The organism is Duganella sp. 3397 (genome assembly GCF_031456625.1).
In the GTDB taxonomy this organism is placed as follows: Bacteria; Pseudomonadota; Gammaproteobacteria; order Burkholderiales; family Burkholderiaceae_D; genus Rugamonas; species Rugamonas phyllosphaerae.
The window spans coordinates 200,675-224,392 of record NZ_JAVDVB010000006.1; the positions used below are offsets into that span (position 1 = coordinate 200,675).

Here is a 23,718-nt window from a genome sequence, read left to right on the forward strand (position 1 = left end):
GGTTGACGGACACATTAAACCGCGCGGCTGCCGTTTTCTCTGTGCGCAACCGTACCAAAATGACATGCTGACCAGTTGGCAACTACTCCCCGTTTGCAAGTCCCTGGCGCCACAGACTACCCGCCTGGTCGAACAACGACAGCCGGCTGTTGAAGGCGGCGCCGGTTGGCGCCAGTTGCAGCCAGGCCATGGTGCCGTGCGTATCGACAGCCGCTGCGGCGTTCGTGGCAGCGGCCGCCGGGGCGCGCACCTGCCGCATCCACGCGGCGACGTCGGCATAATGTTGCGGGTGGCGCTGCTGGGTCCACGCCAGCGCCACCAGGTCGGCGAAGCCCTCTTCGCGCCGGGTCTGCTGCAGGGTTTGCGCAGGCTGGGTGCCGCCCTGGGCGAAGCCGGAAGGCGTCTGGTGCCAGGCGCCCTGTGCGTAACGCCAGCAGTGGGCGATCTCGTGGGCGAACATCGCTTCGATCATCAGGGCGCGCCGCGCTTGCGGCACGCTGGCGAGGATGTCTTCTGCATGCGCATTGCCGCGCAGGGACAGCACCAGCTTGCAGCGGCCGTCGTGGTAACCGAGCGCTACCGGCACGTCGTTGGCGTGCGCCTGCGGTTGCACGGTGATGTCGACGGGCAGCCGGAGCTCCTGCTTGGCGTAATTGATCACGGATAAACCCGCCGTCAGCCAGCTGGTTTCCATCGAGGTCAGCTCGGCGGCAAAGGCTGAGCTGCAAGACAACATCAGGAGAGGGATGAGTGTGCGCTTGATCATGGTGGCGATGTCCTTGATCAAAACTGTAGCACGATGAGGGCAATATTTATTGCTCTGTAGAAGGTCTTACAACACTAAATTATTACGTAGGCAGAGTTGAATGATTGCGGAACTGGAACCCCAAAAACCTTGGGGTCGGACCCTGTACAGGGTCCGACCCCGGGTGGCAGTGCGGGGTTACTTCGCCAGCAGGCTGTTGGCCGTCTTGAACTGCGGACGGATATCGTTGGGCACCGACTTCATCTTGTCGAGCGCCTTTTGCACGTCGGGGCGGATCACCACGTACTTGGCCATCATCTCCTTGGCCCGCGCATAATCGCCGGTCGCCTCGATCATCAAAAACTCGCGGTCGAGATCCTTGACCGCGTCCTTGATCCTGGCAAAATCGACCGAGAAGGTGCCGTCGCCGTGCGACACGAAACCGCCCTTGTCGAGCAGGTAGTTGACCTGGATCGCCATGCCGCGCGCATGCGAATCGGTCAGCCCGAAGTGCAGCGTACGGAAGGCCGACGCGAGGAACGTCGTGTACAGCTTGCGCTCGGCCGCCTCGCCCTGCCCCAGCGTATTTTTCAACTGGCCTTTGCCCATCATCACGTCGAGCACGTACAGGCCGGTGATGTCTGCCTTGGCTTCCTCGATGGTGGAATAGGTTTCCTTCAAATCCTGGCGCGGCGTCGATGCCTTGCCATCGACGGTGGTGGCGTGGGGACCGAGGCCGTGGGTGATTTCGTGCGCCAGGATGTGGGTGAAGAACGAGTCGAAATCGACGTCCTTCTGGTCGGCGGCGCGCAGCACCAGTTTCGAGATCGGCGTGAGCGTGGCCTTGAATTTCGCTTCCTGCACGTTCTTGAGCATCACGCGCTTGGAGCCGCGCTGGCTGATGATGCGCTCGTCGTTGGGCAGGTTGTACGCGGCAGTCTGCACGCCCATGTTGCCGTCGCCGGCGCCGTACACCTGGTTCACCACCACCATCGGCGCGATCGCGCCCACTTTCGGGTTGCGGTACTGGGCGTCGATCGGCAGGCTGTCTTCCAGTTCCTGCATGTGCTGGGCGAAGAAGTCAAGTTTTTGCGTCTCTTTCTGGTCGCGGATATTCACGTACGCTTCGAACGCGGCCTTGTAGCCATACAGTTCGTCGTTATAGGTCTCGTACGGGCCGATGGTCACGTCCACCGGCGCATCGAGATCCATCCACGCAAAATCGGATGCCAGGTAATCGTTGCTGAGGAACGCATCGGCACGCAGGTCGAGGAATTTTTTCAGCGAGGCGTTGTCGGTGGCGGCAGCGGCCTGCTTGAGCAGCGCGGCCGCTTTTTCCAGTTCCGGCTTGTATTCGACCGAGTACGGCACGGTAGTGAACTGGCCGCCGGCGTTACGGCGGATCGCCGTGAAGAACCACTGCGCCTGCGACTTGTCGATGCCCGGCAAGGCGTTCATCCAGGTGTCGAGTTGCGCCTTGCTGGCGTCGTCGGGATAGAAGCTGCCGCCTTCGGGCTTTTTGGCCGGAATCTTGATGGCGCCGATTTGCGCGGGCAGGAACGACTGGTGGTCGTCGAGGATCGACCACGGGCCCTTGTTGAGCCAGAAGTAATCGAGACGCGCCTTGCCCAGCGGCGTGGTGTCTTTCTTGAGCGCGGCCCACAGCGCTTCGTTGCCAGACCAGCGCTGGCGCAGTTGCAGCACGTCGATGATCTTGGCCGCTTCGATCAGCTTGACGATGGCGCGCTTGTCGCCGGCCGACAGCTTGCTGGTGTCGGCCGTGAGCGCTACCGGCGCGTAGCGCTGGCTCATCTTGTTCAGGTCGGCGATGGTGGCCGGGCTGGAATAGGCACTGGCGCAGGCAAACGCCATGGCCAGCGGGAGCAGGATTTTTTTCATGCGAACCTCGGGTGGAGTGAGGCTGATATTGTAAGCGAGGGCTGGGATCCCCGCCTGCGCGGGGATGACGGATCACGAACCGATGATGCCAGATACGGCAGCTGGCATTCGATTCGTCATCCCCGCGAACGCGGGGATCAATGGACAACGCGATTACTTGGCAATGCTTACCGCCGCCAGCTGCGACGAGGGCTGCCAACCAGCACCGAGGGACCGCGCCACGGCCACCGTCGCCAGCAAACGCTGGGTATTGATCTGTACCGCCGCGCGGTCGGCCGCCAGCGCGCTGCGCTGGGCATCGGTCACGTCCAGGTAAGTGGACACACCACGCTCGTAACGCGCGCGCGCCACCAGGTAGCCGCGCGCGGCTGCCGTTTGCGAGGCCGATTGCGCTTCGCCCTGCAACTGGCGTTCCTGCACATCCGACAGCGCGTCTTCCACTTCGCGCAGCGCCGTCAGCAGCCTGGTTTCGTGGTTGGCCACCGCTTCTTCGTAGCGCGACTTGGCGATCGCCAGGTTGGCCTGGTTGCGGCCACCGTCGAAGATCGGCAGCGACAGCGCCAAGGGACCAACACTGAACTGGCGCGCGCCGCTCTCGCCGATATTGCGCAACGCTTCCGACGCATAACCGAAGTTACCGGTCAGCGATACCGATGGGTAGAACGCGCCTTCGGCCACGCCAATCTGCGCATTGGCCGCGCGCAGGGTCGCCACGCTGGCGGCCAGGTCGGGGCGCTGCGACAGCAGGCTGGCCGGCAGGCCGACGGGAATGGCCGGTGGCGCCGGCAGCACCGCCGGGGTGGCGGTAGCGGCAGTGAGCATCGCCGACGGCGATGCACCCACCAGCGTGGCCAGCTGGTGCTCGACCAGGTTGCGCTGGCGCTGCACTTCGTGCAGGTCGGCCTTGGCATTGGCCAGCTCGATGCGGGCGCGCGAGACGTCCAGTTCATTCGACAGGCCGGCGTCGAAACGGGCGGTGACCAGTTGTTCGCTCTCCTGGCGGGTGCCCAGCGCGCCGTTGAGGATCGCCATTTCGGCATCGAGCCCGCGCAGCTGCCAGTAGGCGGTAGCCAGTTGCGACGACAGCATCAGCAGCACGCCGTCGCGGTCCGCTTCGGCAGCCAGCGCGTGCGCATCGGACGCTTCCACCAGGCGGCGCACGCGGCCCAGCAGGTCGAGCTCATACGAGAAATTGGCGCCGACCGCGTAGTTGTTGCCCTTGATCGAACGGCCGCCCAAGGCGATGCCCTGCGAGGTCTCGGCCGAAGTGCGCGAATTCGACACCGACGCACTCACGCCCAGCGACGGACGCTGATTGGCGCGCGACAGGCCGGCCTGCTCCTGCGCCTGCACCAGGCGCTGCGCCGCCGCTTTCACGCTCGGGTTGTCGCGCAGCGCGGTCTCTTCGAGGCGGCTCAGGACCGGATCGTTGAACACGGTCCACCACTGCGCCGGCAGATGCGCCGCTTGTTGAACACCTGTGGTGCCGGCTTGCGGCAGGTGACGGAACGACGCGTCCTTGACGTTTTCGGGCGTGCCGAAGTCGGTGCCGACGGTGGCGCAGCCGGAGAGCGCTGCGGTAATGGCTACAGCGAGCGCGACGCGCTGCAAAGCTGAATGAAACATGGTATTACCTCACAAAATTTTTAGATTAGTGCCCGCCGCCACCGCCACCCGAAGGGGCTTTGACCTTGTCCGAGAACCACAGCACGCCGATACAGGCAAACAGCACCATCGCCACCAGGAAGAAGCCATCGTTGTACGCCATCACGAACGACTCGCGCCGCACGATGCCGTCGATCGCCTTGAGCGCCATGTTCGACGCCGTGGTCGAGTCAAAACCCTGGCCGATGAACGATTGCGTCAGCGCCGATAAACGTTCCTGCGTGGCGGCCGCGAAGCTGGTCACCGATTCGCCGATGCGCTGCGAATGAAAATGCTCGCGCGACGTCAGGGCGGTAGCCAGCAGGGCGATGCCGATCGAGCCGCCCAGGTTACGGGTCATGTTGATCAGGCTTGAGGCCGATGGCATGTCCCTGGGCTGGATGCCGTTCATGGCGAAGTTCGACAGCGTGAGCATCACGAACGGCTGGCCCAGCGCGCGCACGATCTGCGACAGCAGCAGCTGGTCATAGCCGGTGGTCGCGTCCATGTAGGCATTCATCAGGCACGAGCCGCCAAACAGCAGCAGGCCGAACGTGCACAGGATGCGGTTGTCGACCTTGGACGACAGCTTGGCCACGAACGGCATGATGAACAGCTGCGGCAGGCCGGACCACATGATCACTTCACCGATCTGCATCGGCGAGTAGCCGGGAATCTGGCCCAGGTACAGCGGCAGCAGGAACGACGAACCGTACAAGCCCATGCCCATCGCCATCGACAGCGCGGTGGCGGCAGCGAAGTTGCGCTGGCCGTAAAGCGCCAGGTTCACAAAGGGCTGCTTCTTCAAGGCGCTGTTGACCACCCAACCCAGCAAGCCGAAAATCGCCAGCGCGGCAAAGGTAATAATGAACGACGAATCGAACCAGTCCTTGCTGTTGCCTTCTTCGAGGAAGATGGTCAGGCTGCCGAGGCCCACGGCCATGAAGAAGATGCCGCTCCAGTCGGCGCCGGACAACAGCGACGGCTGGAATTTTTCCTTGTCCAGGCCATAGGCGATACCGCCGATCAGCAGCAAGCCCGGCACCCAGTTCAGGTAGAAGATCGACGGCCAGCCATACAGCTCGGACAGATAGCCACCGAGCGTGGGGCCCATCGAGGGCGCCAGCGTGGCGGTCAGACCGAAGATGGCCATGCCGGTGGCGCGCTTCGACGGCGGCAGCTGCGTCATCACCAGCGTGAACGCCATCGGGATCAGGGCGCCACCGGTGAAACCCTGCATCATGCGGAAGATGATCATGCTCTCGAGATTCCAGGCGAAGCCGCACAGGGTCGAGAACAGCAGGAACAGCGCGGTGGTGCCGATCATGTAGTTACGGGTGCCGAACACGCGTGTGAACAGCCCGGTCATCGGAATGACGACGATCTCCGCCACCAGGTAGGCGGTGGCGATCCACGAACCCTCTTCCTGGGTGGCCGACAGCGAACCGAGGATGTCTTTCAGCGACGAGTTGGTGATCTGGATGTCGAGCACCGCCATGAAGGCGCCCAGCATGCCGGCGGCGATCGCGATCCAGGTGCGGGCCGAGACGTGTTCGCTCGGCGCTGGTGGAGCAGCAGGTGCAGCCTTCCCCGCCGCCTTGGCTGCCGGCGGATCGAATGTGGAACTGGCCATGATGTCGTTCCTTACTGGACCGTGGCCGGTGCGGCAGCGACCTTGCGCTCGGACTTGTTCTCGTCCTGGTGAATCGCCACTTCGGCGATGGCCGACATGCCCGGCACCAGGCGGCCATTGAGGGCCTTGATGTCTTCCGGCTTGAACACGATCTTGACCGGTACACGCTGGACGATCTTGGTGAAGTTACCGGTGGCGTTATCGGCCGGCAGCAGCGCAAACTGCGCGCCCGACGCTGGCGCAAAGCTCTCCACGGTGCCGATCAATTCCTTGCCCGGCATGGCGTCGATGGTGACTTTGACTTCCTGGCCCGGATGCATCTCGGCCAGCTGGGTTTCCTTGAAGTTGGCGGTCAGCCACACGTTGTCCTGCACGATGGCGGTCAGCTGCTGGCCCGGCTGCACGCGCTGGCCCACTTCGATCGAACGCTTGCCGATGCGGCCACCGACAGGCGCCAGGATGTGGTTGTAGGCCAGCTGCTGCTGGGCGTCCTTCAGTTGCACGCGCAGCACCGACACCTGCGCCTTGAGCACGTCGCGCGCCGATTCGGCGGCAGCAATTTGTGCACGGGCGGCGGCGGCATTGTCCTTGCGTGCGGCCAGGTCGGCCACGGCGCTGGCGCGGCCGGCGACGGCGGCGTCGAGTTCGGCCTTGGAGACGGCTTTCATCTGGTCGTTATACAGCTGGCCGAAACGGTCGGCGTCCTGCCTGGCGCGCAGCAGTTGCGCCTGCGATTGCGCCACTTGCGCGGTGGCCGAACTGGCCTGGGCTTTCACCTGCATGATCTGGGCATCGGCCTGCAGCACCTGCTGCTCGGCGCTGGCGATCTGCGCCTGGATCTGCTCGACCTTCACGCCCTGGTCGAACGGATCGAGTTCGGCGATCACGTCGCCGGCGCGCACAACCTGGTTGTCGTCGATGAGCACCTTGGTGACCACGCCGGAAATGCGCGCCGATACCGGGTGCACGTGGCCGGCCACGTAGGCGTTCTCGGTCTCGACGAAGTTATGGCTGCGATACCACATGCGGCCACCGGCGCCGATGGCCACCAGCGCGATGATGGCGGCGACGATCAGCACCTTGCGCTTGGACTTGGCCGGCGCGGCTGGCGCGTCCTGGGGTGCCTGGGCGGCTGGGGCTGATACCGCGGTTGGACCTTTTTGTTCTTGCTGTTCTGGGCTGGACATGCACTGCTCCGAAAATAATGAAAGGGGATGAATGCATTATTGGACGGTTTCCATTGGAAGTCAAGAAATGAAACGATTGCATTTCATTTTGGTTTGGACTAGCATGGCGCCATTCGCTATCATCGATCGCCATGAAAAAAGACAACAATCCACTCGAGGAAGAGCTCGACTGCCCGGATGCCGCAGCACATGAACCGTGCTTCGGCAAATCGGCCGGCCGCCCGCGCGCGGCCGACAAGGAAGCGCGCGAACAGGCGCTGGTGCATACCGCCGCCCGGCTGTTCCTGGACAACGGTTACAGCAAGGTCAGCCTGGAAATGATCGCCCGCGAAGCCCACGTGGCGGTGCGGACGATTTATGTGAAATTTGGCGGCAAGGCCGGCTTGCTCAGCGCAGCCATTACCCGCGGCCGGGCCAGATTCTTCTCCGACATGGCCAGCCTGGAAACCGACACCAGGCCGATGGAAGCGATCCTGGGCGATTACGCGGTGCGCTTCCTGGAGCTGGTGTCGCAGCCGGCCTTTGTCAACCTGCACCGCATGGTGGTGGCCGAGGCCCGCACCACGCCCGAGCTGGGCGAGACGTTTTACGATGCCGGCCCGCGCAAGTCGCGCGAGCAGCTCGGTAAGTTTTTTGCGCGCCCCGACATCAAGCCACTGCTGCGCACCGACCTGCCCCACGAATTCCTGGCAGTGCATTTTGTGAACTGCCTGATGGGCGACACCATGAGCCGCATGCTGTTTCCACCCGATGCCCCGCCGACCAGCGCCGAGATCCGCCGCCATGCCGCACAAGGGCTCGACCTGTTCCTGCGCAGCGTGGTTCTTTAGACACCAAAGGTCTGTACAACTTTGCCAATTGATCTATACTAATCCTTTACAAGGAGTGCATATGAGCAAAACAAATAGACTGGACTGGAGCCGACAAGTAACGCTCATGAACGAGCGCATCAAGAGCTTCCAGGCCAATCCGGGCGAACAAGAGCTGGAAGCCGTGATCGAAGAATTGAAGGCCTACGCCGAAGCGGCCCGCAACGGCGGTATCGAAATTCCGGCGCGTTTTACCGTCAACTAACGGCCACCTGGCCTGTCCGCGCAAAGCGCCGACCACGTGATCATCCGCCCCCTGCGACCAGACGACGCGCCAGCCTTGCTGGCATTCGAACTGGCCAACCGCACGTGGTTCGAGCAGCATGTGGCGGCCCGCGCACCCTCGTTTTACTCCCTTTCGGGCGTTACCGCCCACATCGCCGACTATCTGGCCCTGCACGACCGGGGCGCCATGCTGCCGTGCGTGCTGGTCGATGAAGCGGGTGCGATCGTCGGCCGCGCCAACCTGCGCCATATCGACCGCGTGGCCGGCACCGGCGAAGTGGGCTATCGCATCGCCCACGATGCCGGTGGCCGTGGCCTGGGCAGCCTGGCGCTGCGCCACCTGCTCCACGCCGCGCGCCACGACTACCACCTGCAGACCATCGACGCCTGGATCACCGACACCAACCCCGGCTCGCAACGCATCGTCGCAAAGCACGGCTTCGTGCGGCTCGACCTGGCGCCGCAGGCTGAAACCTGTGGCGGCGAGCAGCGGTGGGCGTATGCGTGGCGTTGCGTGCTGGCGCCTGCTGGCGACGCCACCTCATAAAAAAACAAAAGCCGCCCGGCTTGCACCGGGCGGCTCCATCTTGCACCTGCCAGAAAATTATTTGCGCGACTGCGCCACCAGCGCGTCGAGCACTTGCAGCGTGGCGGCGGTCAATTGCTGGCGTGGGATGCCGGGGTTGGCGGCGTCCACCATCGACGGGTTGGTCAGGTAGCGGCCGTTGACGATGATGGTCGGCGTGCTGTTGACTTCGTACGCAGCTGCCACGCGGCCGGCGTTTTTCAGGCGGGTGTTGATCGCGAACGAGTTATACACGGCCAGGAATTTTTCCTTGTCGATACCGTTCTTGACCGCCCACTCGACGTTGGCTTCGTCGCTTTGCAGGCGCTTGCGTTCCACGTGCCAGGTTTGCAGCACCTTGGCGTGCAGCTGCGACTCGAGCTTCATCGCTTCGAGGGTGAGGAACAGGTGCGCTTCCGGATCTTTTTCACCGGTGAGCGGCAAGTGGATGCGGCGGAAGCTGATGTTGTCGCCCTGCTTCTTGACCCAGTCCAGCATGGCCGGCTCCAGCGCGTAGCATGCCGGGCAGTGATACATGAAGAACTCGATCACTTCGACCTTCTTGCCCTCGGCCTGGACTGGCTGCGGGTTCTTCAGCGTGGTGTACTCGGCGCCGCTCTTGGGCGCGGTGGGCGTAGCGAAAGCGGTGCCGGCAAACATGGCGGCAACAGCGGCAGTGACAGCGGCGGTCAAGAAGGTACGACGGAGCATGGTTATCCTTTAAAAAAATCTGCAGGGGGAATATACCAGCTTCCGGCGCGACATGGCGGCAGCGCGGCCGCAATTCACACTAAGCTACAATTGCTCACACTTGCTTACCTTTGACGCTACCTCAGCGCCGTCCAACGCCTACCGGAACCTCCATGAAAATAGCGCTGTGTTCATCCGCCCTGCTGGCATTGGCAGTGTCCTGTGCCCACGCCGCCGAACTCTCGCCCGTCGAGCAGAGCATCGTCGCCGCCATCAAGGCCCGTTCGCCGCAAGCGCTGCAACTGCTGGAGCAATCGGTCAACATCAACAGCGGCACCATGAACCACGACGGCGTGCGCGCGGTGGGCAAGCTGTATCGGCAGGAGCTCGACCAACTGGGCTTTGCCACGCGCTGGATCGACATGCCGCCAGCCATGCGCCGCGCCGGCCACCTGGTGGGCACGCGCGAAGGCAAACAGGGCAAACGGCTGCTGCTGCTCGGCCACCTTGACACCGTGTTCGAAAAGGACAGCCCGGTGCAGCTGTGGCAGCGCAACGGCGATCGCGTGCGCGGCCAGGGCGTCAACGACATGAAGGGCGGCGACATCGTCATCCTCGAAGCGCTGCGCGCCCTCAAACGCGCCGGTGCGCTCGATAACACCACCATCACCGTGATGTTTACCGGCGACGAAGAAAGCGCCGGCGAACCGATCGCCACCTCGCGCGCCGACATGGTGGCAGCGGCCAAGCGCAGCGACATCGCCCTCGCCTTCGAAGGCACCATGCGCGACCAGGATGGCAAGGATACCGGCACCATCGGCCGCCGTTCGTCATCGTCGTGGGAGCTGGAAGTGAAAGGCAAGCAGGGCCACTCGAGCACCATTTTCACCGACAAGGCGGGCTACGGCGCCGTGTACGAGGCGGCGCGCATCCTCGACGGCTTTCGCCAGCAGGTGATCGAACCGGATCTCACCTTCAGCGCGGGACTGATCCTCGGCGGCACCGATGCCAGCGTGGACGAAGCGGGCACGAAAGGCCAGGCCGCCGGCAAGACCAACGTCATCGCCCGGACCGCGCTGGTGCACGGAGATTTACGCTACCTGACGTACGAACAGCGCGACCGCGCCCATGCCAAAATGCGCGCCATCGTCGCCCAGAACCTGCCGGGCACCAGCGCCAGCATCAGCTTCCGCGACGCCTATCCGCCAATGTCGCCCACGCCGGGCAACCTGGCGGTGCTGAAGGTGTATTCGCAAGCGAGCAGCGACGCCGGCCTGGGCGCCATCCCCGCCCTGCCCCCGGGCCAGCGCGGCGCCGGCGACATCCAGTTCGTGGCCTCGATGGTGGACAGCCTCGATGGCCTGGGCGTGACCGGCAACGGCGCCCACTCGCCGGACGAAGACCTGGAAATCGCCTCGATCGAACGGGCCACTATCCGCAGCGCCCTCCTGATCTACCGCCTGACACGATAGTGCGCCTGAAAACCTCCATAGCTGCGTTGCAGCTCCTCGCCGTACTCTCGTACTGTCTTCGTCGCAGCGCCTTGCTCTGAAGGTTTTCAGGCGCCCTATACATGCCCGGGGCGGGCTTCCAGGCCGTCGATATTTTTCATCAGCGCGATCAAGCGCTTGGCGCCCAGGCCCAGCGGACGGTCGTTTACCCACACCACGTCTACCCACAGGCGCAGCTGGTTGCTCATGCTGGAAAAATCGATCACCAGCAGTTCGCCATCGGCCAGCAGCGGCGCCACCAGGCGCCGGGGCAGGAAGGCCCAGCCGATACCGGCCTGCACCAGTCCCAGCGTGGCCTGGTGGCTGTCGGTGCGCCACAGCTTGCGCGACACCAGCACCCGCTTGTCCTCCTGGTGCGCAGCGCGGCTGACGATGGCCACCTGCCGGATATCGACCAGGTCCTCGAGCCGGAAGTGGCCGTTGCGCTCGCGCGCTGCCGGATGCTGCGGCGAGATCACGGCGACCAGCACCTCGCTGCCCAGCTCCTGGAAGCTCTCGCGCTCATCGACCTGCGGCCGGTCGTAGAGCAGCGCCAGCTGCGCGGTACCGTCGTGCAGCATGCGCCTTGCATCGGCCTGCGGCGCCGACAGCACATCGACTTCCAGCGACGGGAATTCGTCGGCCAGGCGCGCCAGCGGCTCACCCCACGCAGCCGACAGCAGCTCGGGCGACACCGCCAGCGTCAAGCGGCGCTCGAGCCCCTGGTGCAGCGACAGCGCATGCGCCTGCAGCCGGCGCATCTGGCCGGCCATGTGGCGCGCCTCCGCTTCCAGCGCACGCGCCATGTCGGTGGGCACCACGGCGCGCGAATTGCGCTCGAACAGTTGCAGGTCGAGTTCTGCCTCGAGGTTGGCGATCGCCATGCTGACGGCCGACGGCACCCGGCCGAGCGCGCGCGCGGCGGCGGAAAATGAACCGTGGTCGATCACGGCAAGGAACAGGTCGACGTTATCACTGGAAAAGGCCATGCGTCATGCTGTCACAAAAACTGATAGCTGTCGACTTTTACTATCAGACTACTTCAACTATCATCGCTCAATTGATGTTTGAAGGAATCTATCATGCAGGGATTGAAGCGCAAGATTGTGTATGTATCGTTGTTCGAACTGTTCGCGGTGGCGCTGACCACCACCACCTTGATGCTGCTGGCCGGCAGCAGCGGCGCCCATGCCAGCGTGGCGGCCGTGGCCTCGTCCACGGTCGCCGTGATCTGGAATTTCATTTTCAATTCGATGTTCGAAGCATGGGAAGCGCGCCAGACCAAGAAAGGCCGCAGCGTGGCGCGGCGCATCGCCCACGCCATCGGCTTCGAAGGCGGCCTGGTGGCGTTCCTGGTGCCGCTGTTCGCGTGGTGGCTCGAGATCTCGCTGTGGCAGGCGTTCATCGTCGACCTGTGGATCGTGGTGTTCTTCCTGGTGTACACGTTCCTGTTCAGCCTGGCGTTCGACCGCATCTTCGGCCTGCCCGCCTCGGCCCAGGGCGGGCAGCCGCAAGCGGCGTGATTATTTGGCGTATTTGACCGACACGCGCCAGATCTCGCCGGTAACGTCGTCATCGACCAGCAGCGAGCCGTCGTCCTGCACCACCACCGACGACGGCCGGCCCCACACTTCCTTGTCGCTGACGACGAAGCCGGTCATGAAGTCCTGGTATTTCCCGGTCGGCACGCCATCCTGCATGAACACCCGCACCACTTTCGAGCCGGTGCGGGTGGCGCGGTTCCAGGAGCCGTGCAGCGCCAGGAACACGTCGCCCCGATACTGCTGCGGGAAGGCGGCTTTGGCGTTGGCCGGTGCGTCGTACATGATCATGCCCAGCGGCGCAGAGTGGGCCGTGAGCAGCAGGTCGGGCGCCGTGACTTTTCCTTGGAGGTCGGGGCGCTGGCCCTTCAGGCGCGGCTCCTCGTGGTTGCCGAGGTAGTGCCACGGCCAGCCGTAGTGCGCGCCGCCCTTGACGCGGGTGAGGTAATCGGGCGGCAGGTTATCGCCGAGCATATCGCGCTCGTTCACGCTGCACAGCAAGTCGCCCGTGCGCGGATACAAATACATGCCCACGCAGTTGCGCAAGCCGGTAGCAAAGGTGCGCTTGTTCTTGCCATCAGGGTCGAACGCCAGCACCACCGCGCGGTCCAGCTCCGAACCCCAGGCCGCGCCCAGGCCGTGCTGCGCTTCCCACTGCTGGAGCGGTTCAGGTGGCGTGGGGCCGATGCCCTCGGCCACGTTGGACGCCGTGCCGATCGACAGGTACATGGTCTTGTCATCTTTGGAAAACACCATTGTGCGCGAGGAGTGGCTGCCGGTCTCCGCCGTCAGCGTGGGCACCACCACCTCGGCCGGCGCGCCGGCCACCAGGTCGCCGTTTCTGTACGGGAAGCGGATGATGGAATTGACGTTGGCCACGTACAGGTACTGCGGGTTCGGTCCCGCCGGCCAGAACGCGAAACCGAACGGCCGATCGAGCTGGTCGGCGAACACGCTGATCTTGTCGGCGGTTTCGCCAGTGCTCGACCTGAATACCTTGATCAACCGCCTGGTGGTCGATGAAATGAAAATGTCGCCGTTCGGAGCCTTGGCCATCACGCGGCCACGATCGGGGTCAAGCGCCCACAGGTTGACCGCGAACTGGTCCGGCACCGATGGCAGCACGCCCTGCGGGCGCGGCACGGTTTTCGGGTTGTTGCCGGCGCTGGCACTGGCGAACGGCGGCGGCAGGTCGGCCATGCGCACTTCGTGGATGCGTCCCGGCTGGTCGGCGCTCCAGTGTTCTTCCTTGCTGGCGTTGTTGGCGGCGTTGTTGGCGGTGGCATTAGTAGCGGCAGGTGCTGTCGCTGCAGTCGGCGCGGCAGCCTTGCCCTTGGTCGTAGCCAGGTACGCCACCAGCGCCGCGCGTTCGGCCGGCTGGGCGACCGCGATCGGCATCGACGTGCCGGGCGCGTAAGCGGCGGGGTCTTTCAGGAACAGCTCCAGCTCTTTGGCGCTCCAGCGCCGGTCTCTTGCTCCGAGTGCGGCCAAGGCATCCGAGTAAGAAAAGCCCGGCACACCGGCAACCTTGCGTCCGACCACGTTGAACAACGGCGGGCCGGCCAGCGTGGCCATGTCGGGCGCGGCGGAATGGCACATCGCGCAGTTGTTCTGGAAAATACGCTTGCCGTCGAGCGGGGCGGCTTGGGTGGTGGTCGCCAGGGCAAGCATGGCAACGGCAGACAGGAATCGGAGCGGGATGGCGGAGTGCATGGCTGGCCTCAGTGTGCGGATAGCCATGCTTTCATATTTCGCCGCGCTCGCCTACCGAGCGCCTGGCTTTAATCAGCAACATGATTGCGCCTTTTTTGAATCACGCCATCCGGAATCGCGCCTTGCACCAAAAAGGCGGAAAATGGCGACTTATCTCATTTTTCCACCATCATCATGTCCACCACCATCACCGCGCCTTGGCGCCCTCCCTCCAACATCAACCCCGGCGCCCTATGGACTGCGCTGGCCATCGTCGTGCTGGGCGCCTGGTACCTGGGCCAGGCGGTCGGCCCGCGCCAGTCGGCGCTGTACGTCGTTGGCGCGCTGCTGGGCCTCACGCTCTACCACGCGGCGTTCGGCTTCACGTCGGCGTGGCGGGTGTTCATCGCCGACGGTCGCGGCGAAGGACTGCGCGCGCAGATGATCATGCTGGCCGTGGGCGTGGCGCTGTTCTTCCCGGTGCTGGCGGCAGGTTCGCTGTTCGGTGAGCCGGTCAAGGGCCTGGTGGCGCCGGCCGGCACCTCGGTCGTGGTGGGCGCCTTCATCTTCGGCATCGGCATGCAGCTCGGCGGCGGCTGCGCCTCCGGCACGCTGTACACGGTGGGCGGCGGCAGCACCCGCATGATCGTCACGCTGCTGGCATTCATCGCCGGCTCGCTGGTCGGCACCGCCCACATGCCGTTCTGGACGGCACTGCCGCAACTGGCGCCGATCTCGCTGGTCAAATCGCTGGGCGTGGCGCCCGCGCTGGCCCTGAACTGGCTGGTGTTCGGATTGATCTTCGCCGTCACCGTGGTGGTGGAAAAGCGCCGCCACGGCAAGCTGGTGGCCGCCCACGTGCAACCGGACCACACCGCGCGCTGGCTGCACGGCCCATGGCCACTGGTCGCGGGCGGCATTGCGCTGGTCCTGCTCAACTTCGCCACGCTGGCCCTGGCCGGTCGTCCCTGGGGCGTAACGTCCGCGTTCGCGTTGTGGGGCGCCAAGGCCGCCACGCTGGCCGGCGTTGACGTCGCCAGCTGGACCTACTGGTCGGCGCCAGCCAACGCCGCTACACTGAACGCGCCGGTGATCGAAGACGTCACTTCGGTGATGGACATCGGTATCGTGTTCGGCGCCATGCTCGCCGCCGCCCTGGCCGGGCGCTACGCGCCGGTCTGGCGCGTGCCATTGCGCTCGCTGGTGGCGGCAGTGGTGGGCGGCCTGCTGCTCGGTTACGGCGCGCGCCTGGCCTACGGCTGCAACATCGGCGCCTACTTCAGCGGCATCGTCTCGGGCAGCCTGCACGGCTGGCTGTGGCTGGTGGCGGCGTTCATCGGCAATGTATTCGGCACCAGGCTGCGGCCGCTGTTCGGGCTCGAGGTGGAGCGGGTGAAGCCGACGGCTTGTTGAGATAGCGCCTCAGGGGTCGCTGTCCCGCTGGTCGAGATCGATCATCACCAGTGCCCAGATTCCGCCAACATATTGAGGGTCAGCCTGTAAATCTCCAATCTTGCTCTGGCCGATCTCCACCGGCTCTCCGAGTTCCACCAGGGTTTCGATATGGCCGGTGATCGCTTCCTTGACGTTTTTTAGCGCATCCTCGACCGTATCCCCCCACGAGTGCACCCCTTGAATGTCAGGAACGCTCACCCCGTACACGCTGCCTTCGTCTTTGAAAATCACGATCGGGATATCCATGGTAGCTCCGTATTTTCCGCTAACTTTTTAACGCAATTCAGACCGGCCTTTTTGTTATGATTGGATGATGCGGGCCAAGCGCTGCGCAGGCATGTGGCACTTCCTCGATGATACAACCAACGGCAGCGGCTATCGGCAGGAGCAGCCATTAACGGAACGGCGTGTGAAAAATATCCAGATTATTGATGGTGCCGATAACGCCGCGTATGACATCTTCTCCGCAACCGAAGAAGAGTTTTCCCTGATTTTTCCTGACGGGACGGATGTAGCCTTTATCGATGAGGTCTATCGAAGCCAGCCCTCGACTATCCTCGATGCGGCGCTCACGGAAATCTGGACGCGTCGCGTGCCCAAGCGTCTGGCGATGGGCATCCACGGCATACTCTTCTACGATTGCGAGCGCAAGAAAATCTACTATCCCGGCCGCCGCGACGAGGAAGCAGTCAATCCATGCGGTGCGCCATTACGCTAACGCTGCGTGGCAAAGGGGAGCAGCGGCACCAGCAATTGAATGGAAAACACGATGCAAGTTCACGAATTCCGATGCTTCGGAGAACAGCCCGGTGACGGCAACCCGGCCCTGGTCATCGCGGGCGACCGGTCGCAGCCAGAAGCACGCCAGGCCTTTGCGCGCGAATGCAACACGACCTGCGTCTGGATCGACCCACCCGACGAGGCCGGCGTAGTGGCCACCGTCGATTACTTTTATCCGCACACGCGCAGTCCGCTGTGCCTGCACGCCACCCTGGCCGTCGGTCAGCGCCTGTTCATGCAGCATGGCCAGGGTAACGAACTCACGTTGAAGACTGCGGTGCACGGCCAGCGACTTGGACTGGTACCCGGCGCCAACGGCGAGGTATTCGTGCGCCTTCAACAGCAAGATGCACCGCAGCCCGACGTGGCGCCCGAGCTTATCGGGACGCTGCTGGCCGCACCAGGTTTGGCGCCTCTGGCACCGGCACGCGTGTCGTCGATTGGCAGCCCCAAGCTGCTGGTCGAGGTGGCGGATGCGGCCATCCTGAATGGTCTGACACCGGATCTGCCGGCCATTCTTGCCTGGGGCAAGACTACGCGCGTCAACGGCATCTACGCCTGGTGCAAACTTGATGATGGCAGCTACGAAGGCCGTAACTTCAATCATCTCGACCCGGCATTGGAGGACAGCGCTACCGGGGTGGCGGCTGGCGCCCTGACCGCATTGCTCGGCCACGGTATCACGCTGCGGCAAGGACGGGCCACGGGCCATGCCTGCCTGATAGCGACGCATATCGATCGGGACGACATACTGGTAGGCGGTAGAGTACAGCTTGCCTGAATGATGGGTCGCTGCTCCCTGAGGCGCAGTGAACATCAAAAAAAATGCCGCCCAGCTTACGCTGAACGGCATCTCTGGCAACCGGTAAGGGATGCTTGTTTTACAGCTTATTTCTTGCGCGGTGGCGGCAGATCGGTGCACGAGCCTTCGTACACTTCAGCGGCCATGCCGATCGACTCGCCCAGGGTCGGGTGCGGGTGGATGGTCTTCCCGATGTCGGTGCCGTCGCAGCCCATTTCGATCGCCAGCGCGATCTCGCCGATCATGTCGCCGGCGTGGGTGCCGACGATGGTGCCGCCGATGATGCGGTGGGTTTCAGCGTCGAACAGCAGCTTGGTGAAGCCCTCGGCGCGGCCGTTGGCCACGGCGCGGCCGGAAGCGGCCCACGGGAAGTGGCCCTTCTCGACCTTGATGCCCTTGGCTTTGGCTTCGTCCTCGGTAATGCCGGCCCATGCCACTTCCGGATCGGTGTACGCCACCGATGGAATCACCTTGACGTCGAAGTGCGACTTCTGGCCGGCGGCAGCTTCCGCTGCCACGTGGCCTTCGTGCACGGCCTTGTGCGCCAGCATCGGCTGGCCCACCAGGTCGCCGATGGCGAAAATGTTCGGCACGTTGGTGCGCATCTGGCTGTCGACCGGGATGAAGCCACGGTCGGTCACCACCACGCCGGCCTTGTCGGCGGCGATCTTCTTGCCGTTCGGGCTGCGGCCAACTGCAACCAGCACCAGGTCGTAGACCTGGGGCGCAGGCGCCGCTGCGCCGGCTTCGGCGGCTTCGAACGTGACCTTGATCCCTTCGGGCAGCGCTTCCACGCCGACCGTCTTGGTCTTGGTCATGATGTTGTCGAAGCGCTTCTCGTTGAACTTTTGCCAGACCTTGACCGCGTCGCGATCGGCGCCCTGCATCAAACCGTCCATCATTTCGACCACGTCGATGCGCGCACCAAACGTCGAGTACACGGTAGCCATTTCCAGGCCGATGATGCCGCCGCCGATGACCAGCATGCGTTTCGGGATCTGGCGCAGTTCCAGTGCACCGGTCGAATCGACGATGCGTGGATCTTCGGGCACGAACGGCAGCTTCACCACGGCCGAACCGGCAGCGATGATCGCCTGCTTGAACTGCACCACTTTCTTGCTGCCGTCGGCAGCGGTCACTTCGATGTGGTTGGCGCTGATGAACTGGCCCACGCCGGTGACGATTTGCGTCTTGCGTGCCTTGGCCATGCCGGCCAGGCCGCCCGTCATGTTCTTGATCACGCCTTCCTTGTATGCGCGCACCTGGTCGATATCGATGGTGGGCTTGGCAAAGGTGACGCCGGTCTTGGACATGTGCTGGGTTTCGTCGATCACCGACGCCACGTGCAGCAGCGCTTTCGATGGAATGCAACCGACGTTCAGGCACACGCCGCCCAGCGTTTCGTAACGCTCGACGATCACCGTGCTCAAGCCCAGGTCGGCCGCGCGGAACGCTGCCGAGTAGCCGCCAGGGCCGCCACCGAGAACCATCATGTCGCAATCGACATCGACCTGGCCACTGTAGCTGCCGCCGACCGGCGCCGGCGACTGCGCTGCAGCCACCGGGGCCGGAGCAGCGGTCGGAGCCGGGGCCGCAGCAGCTGGCGCGGCGGCGGCAGGTGCCGGAGCGGCAGCGTCGCCGGCAGCCGCGTCGATGACCAGCATCGCCACGCCTTCCTTGACCTTGTCGCCCACTTTGACCAGGACCTGCTTGACCACGCCGGCGTGCGACGATGGCACTTCCATCGATGCCTTGTCCGATTCCACGGTGATCAGGGACTGGTCCACCTTGATGGTGTCGCCGATCTTGACCATCACTTCGATCACTTCAACTTCTGCGAAGTCGCCGATATTCGGCACTTTCACTTCTGTGCTCATAGTCGCTCCTTACAGCAGAATTTTGCGCATGTCGCCGAGCACTTCGCTCAGGTACACGGAGAAGCGGGCGCCCATGGCGCCGTCGACCACGCGGTGGTCGTACGACAGCGAGGTACCCATCATCAGGCGTGGCTGGAAGGCCTTGCCGTCCCATACCGGCTTGATCGATGCCTTGGACAAGCCCAGGATCGCCACTTCCGGCGCGTTGACGATCGGCGTGAAGTGCGTGCCGCCAATGCCGCCCAGCGACGAGATGGTGAAGGTCGCGCCCTGCATGTCGGCCGGCTTGAGTTTGCCGTCGCGCGCTTGCAGCGACAGTTCCGTCATTTCGCGGGCGATCTGCGAGACCGATTTCTGGTCGGCGTTCTTGATCACCGGGACCACCAGGCCGTTCGGCGTGTCCGCTGCGAAGCCGATGTTGTAGTACTGCTTGAGGATCAGGTTTTCACCCTTGGCGTCGAGCGACGAGTTAAACGACGGGAATTTCTTCAGCGCGGCCACCGACGCCTTGATCACGAACGCCAGCATGGTCAGCTTGGCCGCGTCCTTGTTCTTGGCATTGGCGTTGTTGGTATCGACGCGGAACGCTTCCAGGTCGGTGACGTCGGCTTCGTCGAACTGCGTGACGTGCGGGATCTGCACCCAGTTGCGGTGCAGGTTCGGGCCACTGATCTTCTTGATGCGCGACAGCGGCAGCAGCTCGGTTGGGCCGAACTTGGAAAAGTCCAGCGACGGCCATGGCAGCACGTTGAAATTGCCACCGCCAGCGTTCGACGACGCCGCACCGGCAGGAGCAGCCGTGGTGCCAGCCATCACGCCCTTGACGTAGTTCTGCACGTCGATCTGGGCGATGCGGCCTTTCGGACCCGAACCTGGCACCTTGCCCAGGTCCACGCCCAGTTCGCGCGCGAACTTGCGGATCGACGGCGAGGCGTGCGCCAGCTTGCCCGTTTGGACCGAGCCTTGCGACGCGGCTGGTGCAGCGGCGGCAGCAGCCGGTGCAGGCGCTGGAGCTGCGGTGGAAGGAGCGGCAGCGGCAGCGGCTGGCGCGGCGCTCGGTGCAGGCGCGGCGGCAGCAGGTGCAGGCGCAGCAGCGCCACCCGAAGCTTCCACCACGAACACGATCGAGCCCATGGCAACCTTGTCGCCCACCTTGACCTTGACTTCCTTGACCACGCCGGCGTGCGACGATGGAATTTCCATGCTGGCCTTGTCCGACTCCACGGTCAGCAGCGACTGGTCCACCTTGATGGTGTCGCCCACCTTGACCATCACTTCGATGACTTCCACTTCCTTGAAGTCGCCGATGTCCGGTACCGCGATGTCGACCGGACCGGCCGATGCGGCTGGTGCCGGTGCCGGTGCCGGGGCAGAAGCAGCGGCTGGTGCCGGCGCAGCAGCGGCCGCAGGGGCCGGTGCAGGTGCGGCAGCAGCCGGCGCGGCAGCAGCAGCGCCCTCGCCTTCGAGCAGCAACAGCAAGCCGCCTTCGGCGATCTTGTCGCCGACCTTGACCTTGATTTCCTTGATCACGCCGGCAGCCGACGATGGAATCTCCATGCTGGCCTTGTCCGATTCAACGGTGACCAGCGACTGGTCCACCTTGATGGTGTCGCCGACCTTGACCATCAGCTCGATGACTTCCACTTCCTTGAAGTCGCCGATATCCGGGACTTTAACTTCCACAATGCTCATAGCGTTTGCTCCGTATTCTAGTTGCGCTACCCCGACACCGTCATTCCCGCGCAGGCGGGAATCCAATTGTGCGACCGAAGCCGAAATTGGATCCCCGCCTGCGCGGGGACGACGCGGCGCGGGATGACTGTTATTGGGTCACCGGATTCGGCTTGTTCGGATCGAGGTTGTACTTGGCGACAGCCTGTTCAACCACGGACACGTCCAGCTTGCCTTCTTCAGCCAGCGATTTCAGTGCGGCGACCGTGATGTAGTAACGGTTCACCTCGAAGAATTCGCGCAGCTTGACGCGGCTGTCCGAACGGCCGAAGCCGTCGGTGCCCAGTACGCGGTAGGTACGGTCCTTCGGAATGAAGGCACGGATCTGTTCCGCAAACGCACGCATGTAGTCGGTGGTGGCAACGATCGGGCCGGTGGTGGCGTTCATCAGTTGCGTCACGTACGGTACGCGCTGTTCCTTGGCCGGGTTGACCAGGTTCCAGCGTTCGGCGTCCTGGCCGTCACGCGCGACCAGGGTCAGCGACGGTGCGGACCACACGTCGGCAGCGATGTTCCAGTCGTTTTTCAGCAGTTCTTGCGCAGCGATCGACTCGCGCAGGATGGTGCCCGAACCGAGCAGCTGCACGCGCTGCTGCAGCGACTCGTCGCCTTTTTGCAGCAGGTACAGGCCCTTCAAAATGCCCTCTTCCTGGCCCGGCTTGATGCCCGGGTGCGGGTAGTTCTCGTTCATGATGGTGATGTAGTAGAACACGTCTTCCTGTTCTTCCACCATGCGGCGCATGCCGTCCTGGATGATCACTGCCAGCTCGTGACCGAAGGTCGGGTCGTACGGCATGCAGTTGGGGACCGCAGCGGCAAACAGGTGGCTGTGACCATCTTCGTGCTGCAGGCCTTCGCCGTTGAGCGTGGTGCGACCGGCGGTGCCGCCCATCAGGAAGCCACGGGCACGCATGTCGGCGGCGGCCCATACCAGGTCGCCGATACGCTGCATGCCGAACATCGAGTAGTACGTGTAGAACGGGATCATCACGCGGTTGTTGGTCGAGTACGACGTCGCCGCAGCGATCCACGAGCTCATGCCACCGGCTTCGTTGATACCTTCTTGCAGGATCTGGCCGGCCTTGTCTTCGCGGTAGTACATGACCTGGTCTTTATCGACCGGCTCGTACAACTGGCCTTGCTGGTTGAAGATACCGACCTGGCGGAACAGGCCTTCCATGCCGAAGGTGCGCGACTCATCGACCAGCACCGGCACGATACGTTGGCCGACGCTCTGGTCTTTGAGCAGCGTGGTCAGGATGCGCACATAAGCCTGGGTGGACGATACTTCGCGGCCTTCCGCAGTTGGATCGAGCACGTTCTGGAACGCGGTCAACGGTGGCACGGTCAGCTTTTCGTCTGCCTGCATGCGGCGCGCCGGCAGGTAGCCGCCGAGGGCTGCGCGGCGCTCGTGCAAGTACTTCATTTCCGGCGCGTCGTCGGCTGGCTTGTAGAACGGGATGTCGGCCAGTTGATCGTCCGGAATCGGGATCGAGTAGCGGTCGCGCATTTCGCGCACGGCTTCGTCGGTCAGTTTCTTGGTGTTGTGCGCGGTGTTGCGTGCTTCGCCGTGCTTGCCCATGCCGAAGCCCTTGATGGTTTTCACCAGCAGAACAGTCGGTTGGCCCTTGTGCTCTTGCGCGACCTTGAAGGCGGCGTAGATCTTGTGCGGATCGTGACCGCCACGGGTCAGGCGCCAGATGTCGTCGTCGGTCATGTTGGCAACCATCTCCAGCAGCTTTGGATGCTTGCCGAAGAAGTGCTTGCGCACGTACGCGCCGTCCTTGGCTTTGTAGTTCTGGTATTCACCGTCCACGGTGTCCATCATGACCTTGCGCAGGATGCCTTCCTTGTCCTTGGCCAGAAGTGCGTCCCAGCCCGGGCCCCACACGACCTTGACCACGTTCCAGCCGGCGCCACGGAATTCGCCTTCGAGTTCCTGGATGATCTTGCCATTGCCGCGCACCGGACCGTCCAGGCGTTGCAGGTTGCAGTTGACGACGATGACCAGGTTGTCGAGTTTTTCGCGCGAGGCCATGCCGATCGCGCCCAGCGATTCCGGTTCGTCCATCTCGCCGTCGCCGCAGAAGGCCCAGACCTTGCGGTCGGTGGTGTCGGCGATCGAGCGCGCGTGCAGGTACTTGAGGAAGCGCGCCTGGTAGATCGCCATCAGCGGGCCCAGGCCCATCGACACGGTCGGGAACTGCCAGAAGTTCGGCATCAGTTTCGGGTGCGGATACGACGACAGGCCGCCACCGTCGACTTCGCGACGGAAGTGCAGCAGCTGGTCTTCGGTCAGGCGGCCTTCGAGGAAGGCGCGGGCATACACGCCCGGCGAGGAGTGGCCCTGGATGTACAGCAGGTCGCCGCCATGGTTTTCGCTCGGCGCTTTCCAGAAGTGGTTGAAGCCGATGCCCAGCATGTTGGCCAGCGAGGCGAACGAGGACAAGTGGCCACCGAGGTCGCCGTCGACGCGGTTGGCCTTGACCACCATCGCCATGGCGTTCCAGCGCATCCACGAGCGCAGTTTTTCTTCGTATTCGAGGTTACCTGGGCAGTGTTGCTCCTGGTCCAGCGGAATGGTGTTGACGTAGGCGGTATTGGCGGAAAACGGGATGTCCGAGCCGCTCTGGCGGGCCAGGTCGATCAGGCGTTCGAGCAGGTAGTGCGCACGATCAGGGCCCTCTTGTTCGAGTACCGAGGCCAGGGAATCCAACCATTCTTTGGTTTCTTGCGAATCAGGGTCGGTGCTTGCCGGTACCTGGTCGAGTTGATCTGACATGTGTTAAGTCTCCTGAGTTGAAAGTGCCCTTCGGTACAACACGGGTGCTGCTGCCGGGCCTGTGGAACACTGATTATTTACCAATACTTCTACGACGTGTGGGGATTCTAA

General features: G+C 63.7%; 20 protein-coding genes. 8 read left to right on the top strand and 12 right to left on the bottom strand.

Features of this window, described 5'->3' with window-relative positions; translation table 11 throughout:
• Positions 1–82: 82 nt before the first annotated feature.
• The 5 genes from J2X54_RS20760 to J2X54_RS20780 form a co-directional block, all read right to left on the bottom strand.
• Positions 83–766, bottom strand: a complete 684-nt coding sequence (locus J2X54_RS20760; protein WP_310183194.1) for a hypothetical protein — start codon at positions 764–766, stop codon at positions 83–85.
• Positions 767–943: 177 nt separating this feature from the next.
• A complete protein-coding gene (locus J2X54_RS20765) occupies positions 944–2,644 on the bottom strand; it encodes a dipeptidyl-peptidase 3 family protein (protein ID WP_310183196.1) in 1,701 nt (566 codons plus the stop codon).
• A 153-nt stretch (positions 2,645–2,797) separates the two neighbouring features.
• Positions 2,798–4,270, bottom strand: coding sequence for an efflux transporter outer membrane subunit (locus tag J2X54_RS20770; protein ID WP_310183199.1), 1,473 nt, complete (start codon positions 4,268–4,270; stop codon positions 2,798–2,800).
• Positions 4,271–4,295: 25 nt separating this feature from the next.
• On the bottom strand, positions 4,296–5,921 hold the full coding sequence (locus J2X54_RS20775; RefSeq protein ID WP_310183201.1) for a DHA2 family efflux MFS transporter permease subunit: 1,626 nt from the start codon (positions 5,919–5,921) through the stop codon (positions 4,296–4,298).
• An 11-nt stretch (positions 5,922–5,932) separates the two neighbouring features.
• Positions 5,933–7,108 (bottom strand): HlyD family secretion protein, encoded by a 1,176-nt coding sequence (locus tag J2X54_RS20780; RefSeq protein WP_310183202.1) that lies wholly within the window; start codon positions 7,106–7,108, stop codon positions 5,933–5,935.
• A gap of 131 nt (positions 7,109–7,239) precedes the next feature.
• Here J2X54_RS20780 and J2X54_RS20785 point away from each other — a divergent pair, with 131 nt between their 5' ends.
• The 3 genes from J2X54_RS20785 (at position 7,240) to J2X54_RS20795 (ending at position 8,749) form a co-directional block, all read left to right on the top strand.
• Positions 7,240–7,938 carry a TetR/AcrR family transcriptional regulator gene (locus tag J2X54_RS20785; protein WP_310183204.1) on the top strand — a complete coding sequence of 233 codons (699 nt, stop codon included), beginning with the start codon at positions 7,240–7,242 and terminating at the stop codon, positions 7,936–7,938.
• 61 nt (positions 7,939–7,999) lie between these two features.
• Positions 8,000–8,182 (top strand): hypothetical protein, encoded by a 183-nt coding sequence (locus tag J2X54_RS20790; protein ID WP_141749579.1) that lies wholly within the window; start codon positions 8,000–8,002, stop codon positions 8,180–8,182.
• Positions 8,183–8,218: 36 nt separating this feature from the next.
• Positions 8,219–8,749: a GNAT family N-acetyltransferase gene (locus J2X54_RS20795; protein WP_310183210.1), complete on the top strand. Its 531-nt coding sequence runs from the start codon at positions 8,219–8,221 to the stop codon at positions 8,747–8,749.
• A 57-nt stretch (positions 8,750–8,806) separates the two neighbouring features.
• Here J2X54_RS20795 and J2X54_RS20800 read toward each other — a convergent pair whose 3' ends face one another.
• The gene (locus tag J2X54_RS20800; RefSeq protein ID WP_310183213.1) at positions 8,807–9,478 is read right to left on the bottom strand and encodes a thiol:disulfide interchange protein DsbA/DsbL; all 672 of its coding nucleotides are present in this window, start codon (positions 9,476–9,478) and stop codon (positions 8,807–8,809) included.
• A 152-nt stretch (positions 9,479–9,630) separates the two neighbouring features.
• On the opposite strand from J2X54_RS20800, the gene J2X54_RS20805 reads away from it, so the two are divergent.
• Positions 9,631–10,929, top strand: coding sequence for a M20/M25/M40 family metallo-hydrolase (locus J2X54_RS20805; protein WP_310183216.1), 1,299 nt, complete (start codon positions 9,631–9,633; stop codon positions 10,927–10,929).
• A 95-nt stretch (positions 10,930–11,024) separates the two neighbouring features.
• Here J2X54_RS20805 and J2X54_RS20810 read toward each other — a convergent pair whose 3' ends face one another.
• The gene (locus J2X54_RS20810) at positions 11,025–11,936 is read right to left on the bottom strand and encodes a LysR family transcriptional regulator (protein WP_310183219.1); all 912 of its coding nucleotides are present in this window, start codon (positions 11,934–11,936) and stop codon (positions 11,025–11,027) included.
• Between the two features lie 93 nt (positions 11,937–12,029).
• On the opposite strand from J2X54_RS20810, the gene J2X54_RS20815 reads away from it, so the two are divergent.
• Positions 12,030–12,470: a PACE efflux transporter gene (locus J2X54_RS20815; RefSeq protein WP_070249505.1), complete on the top strand. Its 441-nt coding sequence runs from the start codon at positions 12,030–12,032 to the stop codon at positions 12,468–12,470.
• On the opposite strand, the gene J2X54_RS20820 is transcribed toward J2X54_RS20815, so the two are convergent.
• Positions 12,471–14,201 (bottom strand): PQQ-dependent sugar dehydrogenase, encoded by a 1,731-nt coding sequence (locus tag J2X54_RS20820; protein WP_310183221.1) that lies wholly within the window; start codon positions 14,199–14,201, stop codon positions 12,471–12,473. It lies immediately after the preceding gene.
• Between the two features lie 174 nt (positions 14,202–14,375).
• On the opposite strand from J2X54_RS20820, the gene J2X54_RS20825 reads away from it, so the two are divergent.
• Positions 14,376–15,593: a YeeE/YedE family protein gene (locus J2X54_RS20825; RefSeq protein ID WP_310183223.1), complete on the top strand. Its 1,218-nt coding sequence runs from the start codon at positions 14,376–14,378 to the stop codon at positions 15,591–15,593.
• Between the two features lie 9 nt (positions 15,594–15,602).
• On the opposite strand, the gene J2X54_RS20830 is transcribed toward J2X54_RS20825, so the two are convergent.
• A complete protein-coding gene (locus J2X54_RS20830) occupies positions 15,603–15,881 on the bottom strand; it encodes a type II toxin-antitoxin system HicB family antitoxin (protein WP_310183224.1) in 279 nt (92 codons plus the stop codon).
• Positions 15,882–15,972: 91 nt separating this feature from the next.
• Between J2X54_RS20830 and J2X54_RS20835 the strand changes: the two genes are divergently transcribed.
• Both J2X54_RS20835 and J2X54_RS20840 read left to right on the top strand, forming a co-directional pair.
• Positions 15,973–16,353, top strand: coding sequence for a hypothetical protein (locus J2X54_RS20835; RefSeq protein WP_229255400.1), 381 nt, complete (start codon positions 15,973–15,975; stop codon positions 16,351–16,353).
• Between the two features lie 51 nt (positions 16,354–16,404).
• Positions 16,405–17,196: a PhzF family phenazine biosynthesis protein gene (locus tag J2X54_RS20840; protein ID WP_310183226.1), complete on the top strand. Its 792-nt coding sequence runs from the start codon at positions 16,405–16,407 to the stop codon at positions 17,194–17,196.
• Between the two features lie 107 nt (positions 17,197–17,303).
• Here the strand turns inward: J2X54_RS20840 and lpdA are convergent, their stop codons facing one another.
• The 3 genes from lpdA to aceE form a co-directional block, all read right to left on the bottom strand.
• Positions 17,304–19,094, bottom strand: a complete 1,791-nt coding sequence (lpdA, locus tag J2X54_RS20845; RefSeq protein WP_310183229.1) for a dihydrolipoyl dehydrogenase — start codon at positions 19,092–19,094, stop codon at positions 17,304–17,306.
• Positions 19,095–19,103: 9 nt separating this feature from the next.
• A complete protein-coding gene (gene aceF / locus J2X54_RS20850; protein ID WP_310183234.1) occupies positions 19,104–20,786 on the bottom strand; it encodes a dihydrolipoyllysine-residue acetyltransferase in 1,683 nt (560 codons plus the stop codon).
• 130 nt (positions 20,787–20,916) lie between these two features.
• Positions 20,917–23,607, bottom strand: coding sequence for a pyruvate dehydrogenase (acetyl-transferring), homodimeric type (gene aceE, locus J2X54_RS20855; RefSeq protein ID WP_310183236.1), 2,691 nt, complete (start codon positions 23,605–23,607; stop codon positions 20,917–20,919).
• Positions 23,608–23,718: the final 111 nt, after the last annotated feature.